Origin of the sequence: Psychrobacter sp. KH172YL61 (assembly GCF_007182895.1) — a bacterium.
In the GTDB taxonomy this organism is placed as follows: Bacteria; Pseudomonadota; Gammaproteobacteria; order Pseudomonadales; family Moraxellaceae; genus Psychrobacter; species Psychrobacter pacificensis.
On the sequence record NZ_AP019516.1, the window covers coordinates 2081853 to 2094080 of the forward strand.

The following is a 12228-nucleotide window of genomic DNA, read 5'->3' on the forward strand; positions in this document are numbered from 1 at the left end:
AACCGTGGTTTTGTCTATATAGAATTTATTGACTCTTAAGGCAAAATAAGTCGGATCGGAGGGAAAAAACAGACTACCAGGCGCGATGAAAATATTATTATTTTTAGCGGCTTCTACCGCCTTTTATCGTCCATCGGAATACGAAACCACAAAAAATTACCACTGGGATTATGCGGATAAAGCGTCAGGCCGTCGATTTTGTTTAGCTGAGTGATGGCAGTGGCTGACTTCTCCGCAGACAGATGCTTGAGCGCTTGCAAATGATTGGTCAAAGCGCCACTGGTGATCAGATGGTTGAGGATATTTTCCATGATGGATGAGGTATTGATCACCGTAATCATCTTAAGCCGTGTGAGTGATTTGATCACCGATTTGGAGGCGACGACAAAACCACATCTGATCGACGCAGAGACGGTTTTTGAAAAACTACTGACATAAATCACAGGACAGGTTTGATTAAAAAAGTAACTGGCAGCGTCGTCTCTTGCCAATAAAAACGGGTCGTTTTCCACAATAATCACATTATATTGGGTGCATAATGCCTGAATCTCTGCCATATTCTGAGACGTCAAATCTGTACCCATCGGATTTTTGTGCAAAAGGCTGCAAAAATAAAATCTTGGGCTGAGATTTAATAATAAGGGCTTCTAAATGATTAGCGTCTATGCCCAATTTGGTTCGCTTAATGGTATTAATAGCGACTTGATGTAATTCAAGCTTACTAAATAGCGGATAATATCCGGGAGACTCAACGATGACTGGATCGCCGCTGGTCAAAAAGTGCCGAATGATCAAGTCCAAACTGTGATTGGTGCCATAGGTCAATAGAACATTTTGCGATTCAACCGTCATAGCGCGCCTGCTTAGGATGTCGACCAGCAGCCCTCGCAGTAATACATTGCCAGCAGGATCGCCATTACCACGATCAAAATGTGCCACCTCAGCGCTTTCACTCCCAAAACGGTCACTAGCCTGCCCCAAATAGCGCTCAAGGTTGAGCTTATCCATGTATTCTTTGGGATAGCGGCCCGCCCCAGGCTTATGATGCGACTGGTTGACCATTTGTTGCTCCAACAAGTCAATACCTGTATAAAACGGGGTCGCGTTTAGCATGGGTGTGTTGGACAAATCCTCTCCCACATAAAAAACCCGATTTGGGCAGCGCTTTGATCCAGTGCTGCTCAAGCAACTTGTTATAAGCCGTGATTACGGTGTTTTTGGACACCTTATGTTTTTCGGCCATCGCTCGAATGGAGGGTATTTTGTCTCCTACTTTTTTTCGACCAGCTTTGATATCGTCAATCACAATGAGACAAATTTCTTCGAACTTTTTCACCGTCACACTCCATGTTGAGCAACCACCACGCTCAGTACGTACTCGCTTTCGCAAATGCTATTTCTAAAATAGATTAGTAGCATGTGAGGAAAATATCATAACTGAAAGACCTATAGTTTATAATCTGGATATCAAAATTGATATTATTAAAGAGAGAACAGACCGAACAAGGTATCTCTTCATCTCAAGTCGCCAAGTCGCCAAGTCACTGAGCATCGCGCGATAAGGCTTATTTTGGTGACTCAGAAAAAACACACTAAAAAAGGTTGTCTACGCTATGAGCATAAACAACCTTTTGATCGTGATTACCATCATAGTATCTGATGGCTAAGATTTTTTAACACCGATCAGGGGATATCATGAATGGTATCTTAAAAGCAGAACGCTACGCCTCTAATAGCGCATCACCATACTCATCACGCAAGTCTTTTTTCACCATTTTTCCGGCACCGTTTAGTAAGATGTTCTCTACAAAAATAACTTTTGTCAGGTATCTGCCAGCTAGCAATTTTATCTTCATAAAAACTTAGCACTTGTGACTCATCGAGTTCTGCATTCTCTTCTTTTACCACAATCAGTACCGGACGTTCTCCCCATTTTTTATGTTTTGCGGCGATAGCAGCTGCCATTTTTATCTGTGGATGGCCGGCAGCGATATTTTCAAGCTCTACTGAGGAGATCCATTCTCCACCAGACTTAATTAAATCTTTTGATCGGTCACGAATATTCATATAACCATCAGCATCAATGGTTGCAATATCACCCGTGTCAAACCAGCCATCTTCTGTAATGGCATCAGGATTCTCTGTATAATAATCGTTGATAATCCAGTGACCTTTGATCTGCAAGCGACCCTGAGACACTCCATCCTCTTTGACTGGCTTAAGTGGCTCATCAGTGTCTATGAGACGTAACTGTACACCATACGGTGGACGTCCTTGAGAGTTACGTAGCTCGTCAATCTCATCTTTACTCAGTGATTTATGCTTAGCTTTTATTTGATTCATCGTTCCAAGTGGACTGGTCTCCGTCATACCCCAGCCGTGTACCGCATCGCAATTAAAGTCTTCTCTAAACGTTTTAATCACTGATGGTGGACAAGCGGCGCCACCGACAATGGTACGCGTCATACTATCAAGCTTACTGCCTCTGGCTTTAGCAGCGGTCAATAGGCTTTGCCAAATCGTGGGAACGCCTAACGCAACCGTCACCTTATAATCATCAATGAGAGATACTAGGCTATCACCATCCAGATTGGGACCTGGGAGCATCAGAGAGCAGCCAGTTAATGCAGCCGCATAAGGGGTTCCCCACGCGTTGACATGGAACATCGGTACTACAGGGAGTAGGACGTCTTGCGCAGATAAACCCGATACGTCCGGCATACAGAGTGCCATCGCATGAAGCACAGAAGAGCGGTGCGTATATAAAATCCCTTTAGGATTGCCTGTCGTTCCTGAGGTATAGCAAAGCGAGCTGGCAGTGGCTTCATCAAACTGAGGCCAATCAAAGTCAGCATTATGCTCTGCTAATAACTCATCAAAGAATAATACCTCAGGCAGTTTTGCGACGACACTGTCCTCTCGAGCGCTCAAGCAGATAAAGTGCTCAATCCCTTTAATATCTTCTTTAATCGCCATGATAAGCGGTAGGAATGTGACATCAAAAAATAGCACGCGGTCATCAGCATCATTGATAATGTAACTAAGCTGCTCAGGAAATAGACGCGGATTGATAGTGTGGCAAACCATGCCACTGCCTGAAATCGCATACCAAGCTTCTAAGTGACGGCGATTGTTCCAAGCCAATGTGGCTAAGCGCTCTGATGATTTAAGTCCGAGGGCAGCTAAGGCATTGGCCAACCGTTTTGAATTATTCGAAATCGTAAGCCAATTAGTATGAGTCATTTGTCCATCGACTTCTTTGGACAAAACTGCCGTATCGCCATGATAGCGGGCAGCGTGTTCGATTAGACCACTGATCAGCAATGGCTGATACATCATTTTTCCTAACATAGTACATTCCCTGTCGTTGTTAAAAGTTCGCTTATTTTTATTCATGTATCCTCTAATACTAAAAATAAACCACAATTAAGAATAATCAGAATTGTGTGTCAAGACAAGATAATATTATGATCGCCCTCCATTAAAATAAACGGCTGTTCATTATTTATATATTGCTGCTAATACTCTATTTTCCTTTTCCTACTAATTTACCAAACAGCTAACTACATTAATCATCAATAAAAAATCGTTGAATTGCTCTAAACTCATTAGGGCGTGTTGAACATTCGACCATGGCACTGACAGCGACTATTTTTTAGGCGATTCGATGTTAAAAATAATAAGCTTAGTCACTCTAAGCGCTTATTTTTAACGATGAAGCGGCAAAAAGAGTCCTGTCCCCTGCTTTTATCGTTGGGGCTGATGCTAAAATTGCCCCATACTGCGTTACAAATCTCGCTAAGGCATCTGCATTATCGTCGCTTTGTGCCTTGTCTGGAACAATTTTAGCGATCAGCAGTGCCTATTTGCGAATGTTCAACACGCCCTAAATTTCTTAGGTACTTTGCGCAATACCACATAATGCAAAAAACCGATCAAATTAAATGATCGGTTTTTTGTTCGTGGTGGGATAGCAAGAACTAGGGACACGCCCTAAATACTTTGATAAGTTTTTTTAAAAACCAACTTCATTTTGCGTTAGTGCACGTACCTCAATCGGTACTGCATGAAACCAACCATTATCTGCGGTGCAATAAAACTGCCCGTCCCTAAAATCTACGATACACGCTGTAAAGTCGTTCCCTACTTGATCTTCCATAGCGTCTTCATCGCTCACATCACTCACGGCACACCATATTTCTTGATGGCCATTTTCAAGCATTAAGCGAGTTAATTGACTCCCCACCATTCCACTATCCATACCACTGACTCCTACAATGAAGATGATTATTTAGGCAAACAATCAGGTTACATCCGTGTTCATTCAACTATAAGCCTACGTCATCTTGAGTAAGCTCGACCTTTTTAACGGGTACAGCGTACTGCCATAGATGGCCTTTATCACAAACAAAGCCATCATCACCCAAAGACACGATAGACACTAATAATTCGTAATAACCATTATCGATGGCTGTCATAGCATGATCGTCACTGACATTGCTCACAGCACACCATACCTGATTATCATCCCGCTCTAATATTGCCTGAGTCAATCTACTACCCTGTAGTTCGATAAGCATGTCTAATCCCTCATTTTTAGTCTGTTATTTTTATACTTTACAGATAAATTCACTTTCTACAATATATTTTTTCGACTTGAAGGTTACAAATAGACATACTGAAAAGCAATTCTAGCTTGCCTTGAGTAGTGTTTTAGCTAATTACGACGATGATAAGCACGAGATATTTCATGGTGAAATCTATGCTACGTAACGTGATATAGGTCAAGGATATCAGAGTATTTTTTGTTAATATTGAACAGCTGGAAAAGCTTCAATACCAACAATAACCCCAACATCCTATATGGTAGCCAACCTTTTATAAGGTAAGAGAAAGTCAAAAAACACGCAAAATAAAGGGCTGACAATCTGCGACTGTCAGCCCTTTATCAATATTTGGTGGAGATGGCGGGAGTTGAACCCGCGTCCGCCAGCATTACGCTCATGAATCTACATGTTTAGTTTCTGTCTTTAAATTTAATCCGCACCGATCCGACAGTCAGGGATGGATTGGACGATTCTCTACTTTTGAACCCAAGCGATTGAGACAATCCCTTGTGGCGAACCTATATGCGGACGCTTCAACTGGGCTAACCAACTATAGGTAATCGGCAGCGCAGTAAGCAGGGTTTAAGCTGCTAGAGCGTAAGTTTCGTCGTTTGCGACTATAACAATATATGTTTGATTAACGAGAGGACATACACTCTCGACATGCATCATTGAGTTTCATCACCAGCGTCGAAGCCAGAACATCCCCAATAAGACTGACTATTATATAGGATTTATTGATGGTTTTTCAACCTATACATAACCCTTATTACATTACGTTACAGCGAATCATCTTAAGCCAAGACGGTGTTTAGCCATTTGCCGATATTTTGAATCTGCGGCATACAGACTTGATGTGCCATCGAGTAAGTATGGTATTCAACGTTGTAGCCTTTGCTCGTCAATAACTGCTGCGCATGCTCGCCTAGGATGACAGGCACGACTGGATCATGCGTACCATGCTCAATCAGAATCGGCATGTCTTTATTGGCAGCACTATACTCAATATTGTCATTGGTCGCTAAGTAGGTGGAGAGCGTCATCAAGCCAGCTAAGCGCTCTGGGTAGCCAAGTGCCACGTGATACGCCACCGCCCCGCCCTGCGAAAATCCGGCAATAACGATGTGCTCTGGTGATACGCCGCGCTCAATCTCACGGCTAATCAAATCTTGTATCTGCTGAGCAGACTCTTCAATCTGAGCCACATCTACTTTGCGCTCCAGACTCATCTCTATGATGTCGTACCATGCTGGCATCACCATGCCGCCATTTACGGTTACTGGGCGTTTTGGTGCATGTGGAAAGATAAAACGTACTGCCATATCATCAGCCAAGCCAAGCTGCGGCACAACTGGCTCAAAATCATGACCGCTAGCACCTAAGCCGTGTAGCCAAATCACCGCGCGATCTATCTTTTTTTGAGAGGGATTGTGCTCAACGACGACGGCGTCTAAATAGTTACTCATAGTTATCCTTAATAATGTAGTGAGATATGCCCTAAGCATTTCTATGTTTTTGTCAAAATAATGTATGTGTCATTATATGGTCAATATCATCTGTTAGTTTGAGAATATGTCAATAGTGAGGGTACTAAATGGACAATAGCGAAAATGAGAACAGTATAAGAAGACACGTATGATTTTATGACCGATAAGCCCAGTACTATCAAGCTTATATACTGTCAACTGTCTACTCTTTAGTACATTTTCCTACAATTGTATCTGCATTAATGTTAAGTTCTTACAAAACTAAGCTCATACAAGAATGCAAGGCCTTTAGTTTCTTTTAGCAAACAGCAAGTAGCAACCAATAGTCAAACGCTAATCTTTTAATTCCCTATCCCTACGTCCGATGGGATTTTTTATAATTTTGCAGGAACATTTTACATGACAATTTCTAATAAATCAGCGCTTGAGCTGAGTAAGCACACGCTGGCTAAAGTCAATAAGATTCATCTCGCCTTACCTTTAACGCTTGTCACCTCATTACTAATAGTAGGCTGCACTACTGATAGCCGCTCAACACTCACATCAAAAGCCTCTTCATCAATAGCGCAACTGCAATCACAGCCGCAACCGTCCTCACCTGTCGCATATACCTATGGCGTGCGTCCGTTTTATCTGATAAATGATATGGATGAGGGACCACTAAAACAAGAGCTACAGGCGTGCAGGGGGCAACTACCAAGTAAGACGGACTTCTCTATTGCGCATCGAGGTGCGCCATTACAGCTACCTGAACATACTTATGATAGTTACGTGGCGTCAGCACAAATGGGTGCTGGCATCTTAGAATGTGATGTTGCATTTACCAATGACGGTGAGCTTGTCTGTCGTCATGCCCAAAACGATTTGCACACCACGACTAATATTTTGACCACGCCGCTGGCCAAGCAATGTACCGTACCGCCTGTATTGGATGCTCAGGGTAAACTTACCAATGCCGATAGTATCGAATGTCGCACCTCAGATATCAGTGCCGCTCAATTTAAAACCTTGACGGGTAAGATGGATGCTGCCAATAAAAAAGCAACCAGTATTAGCGAGTATATGAATGCAACCGCACCGTGGCGAACGGACTTGTATTCACAAAATGGTCAGGTATTGACGTTAAAAGAGCATATCGCATTGGCACGCCAGCTAGGCATGAAGCACACGCCTGAGCTAAAAGCACCAGCCGTGACCATGCCGTTTAATGGCTATCGTTTAGACGATTATCGCCAACAGCTGATAGATACTTATAAGGCAGCGGGCGTGCCTGCAAGTGATGTATTTGCCCAGTCATTCAATATAGAAGATCTGGATTACTGGATCAAAAACGAGCCAGCTTATGGGGCTAATGCCGTCTATCTGATTGATGACAGCAATGAGACCGCTGACGATAAAACTTTTAATAAAAACGACGCAAGCACTTGGAGACATTCATTGGCTGATATCAAAGCACGCGGCATCAATACCATTGCACCGGCGCTTTGGTTATTAGTCACTACTGACGGTAAAGGCAATATGCAACCATCAGAATACGCAAAACAAGCCAAAGCCAATGGTCTAAAAATCATTACGTGGTCGATAGAGCGTTCAGGACCATTAACCGACGGTGGCGATTGGTACTATAGCGGTCTTGGAGATGCTATCAACAATGATGGTGATATGATGAATTATATTGACGTACTAGCGCAGGATGTCGGTGTCCAAGGCATTTTTTCAGACTGGCCCGCTACGGTAAGCTATTACGCCAATTGCAAAGGTCTTAAATAGATTTAGTCTATTAATAGATAATCACGCTTAGTTTGTATTACCGAGGCTAGCTTATCCATTGAGCTGGCCTTTTTGTTAAATGCATTAAAATGATTACACCGAAAACCATCTACTGAGCACCCTACTTTTCCATTAACTTTTCACACCATTCGGTTCCTAGTAGCAGGAGCATCCTGCTGTTTTGTGCTACGATAATTTACTAAGATTATAAGATGATGTAGAGACTATGACCCATATTTTACTGGTAGAAGATGATCCTGCGATCGCGATGTCGCTTAAGGTTACCTGCAAGCGCGAAGGCTGGCAGATGACTTGGCTGGATAATGCCAGTAGTGTGTTACCCATGCTGCATAGTCATGAAGCACAAGATCTATCGGCGATCATTATGGATGTCGGTCTGCCAGATGGCGATGGTCTGAGTCTGTGCCAACAAATACGTCATACACCTGATATCGACGCCTTAAAAGACTTGCCTATTGTATTTTTGACTGCACGTAGCGATGAGGTCGATCGTATTTTAGGGTTGGAGATGGGTGGCGATGATTACTGTGCCAAACCCTTTAGTCCACGTGAATTGGTCGCACGCCTAAAAGCCATTTGGCGACGTGAACAGCTGATTCAACAGTCAGGCTCTCATACCGTAAGCTCAAATGACAGCACTGACAGCACCTCCTCGAATAATCTATCAGGACAAGCATTAACGTTTGAAAACCAATCCGGCGTTTGGCACTATCAGCCGCTTAATTATTCATTAACGTGGCAAGAGCAAAAGCTGGAACTTAGTAACACCGAGCGCAAAGTTTTACTCACCTTATTACAAGCACCGAATCAAGTCTTTAGCCGTGAGCAGCTGCTTAACGCAGTTAGTGATTATCCTGATCATCGCCTAGCACGCACGATAGACAGCCATATCAAGTCGATTCGTAAGCAACTTGCGACTATTGATACGAGTATTGAAGTCATTCATACACATCGTGGACTGGGTTACGCATTATGTCCAGCTTAATAATAGCTGCTAATTTATGAATCATAATGCCAATAATGCTGAGAGCGATACTCATAACGACCAAAACAATTGGTATGCCAAATTGCATCCCATTGGTACTGTGCAGCAAACTCCTAAGCGTAAACGACTGCTCAATTTAAGTATATTTTTTAGGATTTGGCTGGCGGTCGCTTTGGTACTCATCATTTGTGGCATTGTTGTTTTTACTCAATTATTTGGCTACGTTAAGCCAACCGCCCAGCAGGTCATCGAAGACACGCTATTAGACACCAGTAAATTACTAGCCGCTAGCCTGCAAGTGCCATTGGCTACGGGCGAGCTATACGATGAAGCGTATCAAGCACAGCTCGATACTGCATTTGTGGGCATACCGGCGACTAACGAGCACTTAGGCGCTGTCAATCAAACCAAAAGCTATAGTAGCTTTCGGGTATATGTAACAGACAGCAGCGGCAGGGTCATTTATGATTCGCTACCCCAACCTGATAATAATGAGGGACAAAACTATGGGCGCTGGAATGATGTCTATCTCACATTAAGAGGTCAGTACGGTGCAAGAAGTACGCTGCGGGATAACCAGCAGCGTGATGGCTCGGTCATGTATGTCGCACAGCCAATAAAGAATATGTCTGGCGAGATTATCGGCGTGGTCAGCGTCGGCAAACCTGTCGCCAGCGTGCTACCTTATTTGGACGACACACGTAACCGCATGCTGATCACAGTGCTATTTATCAGCACGGCTGCCCTCATTTTAGCAGGTCTCATCGCATGGTGGCTCAAGCAAAGTATTACCTTAGTGACTCAATATACCAGTTCGCTGGCAGAAGACACCAAAAAGCCCTATTTTTATCTGGGTCATGAGCTAAACAGCCTGACAGATACCATTGAGACTATGAAGCATCGACTAGAGAATCGTGCTTATGTCACTGATTATGTGCATACACTCACTCACGAGTTAAAAAGCCCTTTAACCGCCATTCGCGCCAGTAGTGAGCTGTTAGAAGATGATGGACTAGATGGTCATACGCTTGATAAAGAGGATCGGCAGATGCTCATTGAGACGGTTGGTGAGCAAAGCGTAAAAATGCAGCAGCTCATCGACCGACTACTGTTGCTTGCGAAAGTTGAACAGCCTACTTTTAAGCTCAGTCGTCAGCTAACGCCGCTACTGCCATTATTACAGAGTCTAATAAAAGACAATACCGCTAAGCAGCAACAGCAGAATCTACAACCTATCGATATATACATCGATGATCAGCACATGACAAACACTACAAACTTACCAGCAGAATTATTGGCCTCTACCAGTGTGTTTGCTGACCAATTTTGGTTGGTACAAGTCTTACAAAATGTGCTGGATAATGCCATTCATTTTGCTGATAACACTGTTGATATCTCGTTGCACAGCACAGCGCGAACGGTAATCATCGATATATTTAATGATGGAAAGCTATTGCCTGATTATGCTATTGAAAAAGCTTTTGAGCGTTATTTTAGCCTATCTCATCAAAGCCATTCTGTTCAGCAAGTGAAAAATCAGAATACAACCTATACGCTAGATACAGGTTCAGCACATCACAAAGCTGACTCAAAACAGTCCGATAGTATTCTCAAAAAGGTACCGGTCTTGGACTCACTTTAGTGAAGCAAGTCATTGAGCATCATGGCGGTCAGGTAACTATTGATAATATCCATGCTAATGATAATAAAATTGGCACTGATAAAAATCATACTGGTAAAAATCAGCGTTCTGGTGTGATGGTTAGTATTACCCTGCCCCTGGCTTAAGAATAAGCATTGATAACAGTTCATCAATTTTCCATCATGACTGCACAGGATTTCTACTTCTTTATTTTACGATAGCACTAAGATCTATTGAACCATCAAATTTGTAAAGCAGATTAGAAGGAGAACATTTATGTCACGTCAATTAACTGATGATCCTATGATCAAGCACCTAATCGGCCTCAGTCGTCATCACTGCGCGCAGATACTATCCAGCCAAGGTGTCGGTAGTATTGAGTTTGGACATTGGCTAGCGATTCCTAGTCAGCAATTATTACTGGTCTTTCGGCATCAGCAATGTGTAGCTATTGATGAATATCGATTGGCAGCCTGATATCTTGCTCGCTCAGCACGTTGATTGTTTTTAGGTAACCCCTGTATTTTATTGGGACATAAAAAAGCCCTTTATCATTTCTAGTATCAAACTACTGGAAACAACAAAGGGCTGATTGCTTTAGAGCAAAATACTAAGTAATCGATTGTACTGGCGGCTTCACATCCGCGTTCTGACCACGGTGACGCAGATAGTGATCGAGCACTACAATCGCTAGCATCGCTTCGGCAATAGGCGTGGCACGCACACCGACGCAAGGATCATGACGGCCTTTGGTGAGCATATCGACTGCTTCACCTTGGGTATTGATACTTTTACCAGCGGTGGTAATACTAGACGTTGGCTTAAGCGCGATACTGACACGGATATCTTGCCCTGATGAGATACCGCCTAAGACACCGCCCGCATGATTGGCTGCAAACCCATCTGGGGTCAGCTCATCACGAGCGCTATGTCCAAATTGACCTGCCACTGCCATACCATCGCCAATCTCAACCCCTTTGACCGCATTGATACTCATCATCGCATGAGCGATATCGGCATCTAAACGATCAAATACTGGCTCGCCCAGACCTACGGGTACACCGCTCGCAATGATATCAAGGCGTGCACCGCAACTGGTGCCTTCGCGGCGCAAGTTGTCAATCAAGGTCTCAAAACGGCCAATCGCTTCTTTGTCTGCGCAGAAGAACGGATTGCTATTGACAAATTCCCAGTCAATTTGACTCGGATCTAGAACGTTACTATGCTCATTGCCGATTTGGGTCACATGACCACGAATTTGTACGCCCAGCTGTTCTTGTAAGTACTTCTTAGCGATAGCACCAGCAGCCACTCGCATAGCCGTCTCACGCGCTGACGAGCGACCACCGCCACGATAATCACGAAAGCCGTATTTCATACTGTAAGTATAATCGGCATGTCCAGGACGGAAGGTATCTCTGATATCGCTATAGTCTTTTGATTTTTGATTGGTATTGCGAATCAATAGACCGATGGATGTCCCTGTGGTTTTGCCTTCAAATACGCCAGAGATAATCTCAACTTCATCAGACTCACGGCGCTGGGTTGAATACTTAGACGTACCCGGTTTGCGACGATCCAGATCTACTTGTAAATCGTCTGCAGATAATGCTAAACCTGGTGGTACGCCATCAACGATGGCCATCAGTCCTGCGCCATGTGACTCACCGCAAGTGGTGACCGTAAAAACCTGCCCAATACTATTGCCTGCCATAA

Annotated in this window: 12 protein-coding genes, 1 other RNA gene and 1 pseudogene; 5 read left to right on the forward strand and 9 right to left on the reverse strand. The window is 43.5% G+C overall.

Annotation, left to right across the window (positions count from 1 at the left end):
• Nucleotides 1–113: 113 nt before the first annotated feature.
• The 8 genes and pseudogenes from PKHYL_RS11100 to PKHYL_RS11135 all read right to left on the reverse strand — a co-directional run bounded on the left by PKHYL_RS11100 (nt 114) and on the right by PKHYL_RS11135 (nt 6073).
• The gene (locus PKHYL_RS11100) at nt 114–557 is read right to left on the reverse strand and encodes an aminotransferase class I/II-fold pyridoxal phosphate-dependent enzyme (RefSeq protein ID WP_240365169.1); all 444 of its coding nucleotides are present in this window, start codon (nt 555–557) and stop codon (nt 114–116) included.
• The gene (locus PKHYL_RS11105) at nt 523–1128 is read right to left on the reverse strand and encodes an aminotransferase class I/II-fold pyridoxal phosphate-dependent enzyme (RefSeq protein WP_240365170.1); all 606 of its coding nucleotides are present in this window, start codon (nt 1126–1128) and stop codon (nt 523–525) included. The genes PKHYL_RS11100 and PKHYL_RS11105 overlap by 35 nt, the downstream gene beginning before the upstream one ends.
• Nucleotides 1079–1390, reverse strand: coding sequence for a GntR family transcriptional regulator (locus PKHYL_RS11110; RefSeq protein ID WP_240365171.1), 312 nt, complete (start codon nt 1388–1390; stop codon nt 1079–1081). Before PKHYL_RS11110 ends, PKHYL_RS11105 begins: the two co-directional genes overlap by 50 nt.
• 331 nt (nt 1391–1721) lie before the next feature.
• Nucleotides 1722–3351, reverse strand: a pseudogene (locus PKHYL_RS11115) (long-chain fatty acid--CoA ligase).
• 664 nt (nt 3352–4015) lie between these two features.
• Nucleotides 4016–4261: a hypothetical protein gene (locus tag PKHYL_RS11120; RefSeq protein WP_093068926.1), complete on the reverse strand. Its 246-nt coding sequence runs from the start codon at nt 4259–4261 to the stop codon at nt 4016–4018.
• 67 nt (nt 4262–4328) lie between these two features.
• Nucleotides 4329–4580, reverse strand: a complete 252-nt coding sequence (locus PKHYL_RS11125; RefSeq protein WP_058024156.1) for a hypothetical protein — start codon at nt 4578–4580, stop codon at nt 4329–4331.
• 376 nt (nt 4581–4956) lie between these two features.
• Nucleotides 4957–5316, reverse strand: a transfer-messenger RNA (tmRNA) gene (ssrA, locus tag PKHYL_RS11130).
• Nucleotides 5317–5401: 85 nt separating this feature from the next.
• Complete coding sequence (locus tag PKHYL_RS11135) at nt 5402–6073, reverse strand: alpha/beta hydrolase (RefSeq protein ID WP_071003544.1); 672 nt, start codon at nt 6071–6073, stop codon at nt 5402–5404.
• A gap of 420 nt (nt 6074–6493) precedes the next feature.
• Between PKHYL_RS11135 and PKHYL_RS11140 the strand changes: the two genes are divergently transcribed.
• The 5 genes from PKHYL_RS11140 (at nt 6494) to PKHYL_RS11160 (ending at nt 10989) form a co-directional block, all read left to right on the forward strand.
• The gene (locus PKHYL_RS11140; RefSeq protein WP_071003543.1) at nt 6494–7864 is read left to right on the forward strand and encodes a glycerophosphodiester phosphodiesterase family protein; all 1371 of its coding nucleotides are present in this window, start codon (nt 6494–6496) and stop codon (nt 7862–7864) included.
• Between the two features lie 226 nt (nt 7865–8090).
• Entirely contained in the window at nt 8091–8870 is a 780-nt protein-coding gene (locus tag PKHYL_RS11145) for a response regulator (RefSeq protein ID WP_071003542.1), read from the forward strand.
• 16 nt (nt 8871–8886) lie between these two features.
• Nucleotides 8887–10512: a two-component system sensor histidine kinase CreC gene (creC, locus tag PKHYL_RS11150; RefSeq protein WP_240365172.1), complete on the forward strand. Its 1626-nt coding sequence runs from the start codon at nt 8887–8889 to the stop codon at nt 10510–10512.
• Nucleotides 10512–10658, forward strand: coding sequence for a hypothetical protein (locus PKHYL_RS11155; RefSeq protein ID WP_240365173.1), 147 nt, complete (start codon nt 10512–10514; stop codon nt 10656–10658). Before creC ends, PKHYL_RS11155 begins: the two co-directional genes overlap by 1 nt.
• 130 nt (nt 10659–10788) lie before the next feature.
• Nucleotides 10789–10989 carry a hypothetical protein gene (locus tag PKHYL_RS11160; RefSeq protein WP_212563687.1) on the forward strand — a complete coding sequence of 67 codons (201 nt, stop codon included), beginning with the start codon at nt 10789–10791 and terminating at the stop codon, nt 10987–10989.
• Nucleotides 10990–11122: 133 nt separating this feature from the next.
• Here the strand turns inward: PKHYL_RS11160 and aroC are convergent, their stop codons facing one another.
• Entirely contained in the window at nt 11123–12226 is a 1104-nt protein-coding gene (gene aroC / locus PKHYL_RS11165; protein WP_071003539.1) for a chorismate synthase, read from the reverse strand.
• Nucleotides 12227–12228 lie beyond the last annotated feature (2 nt).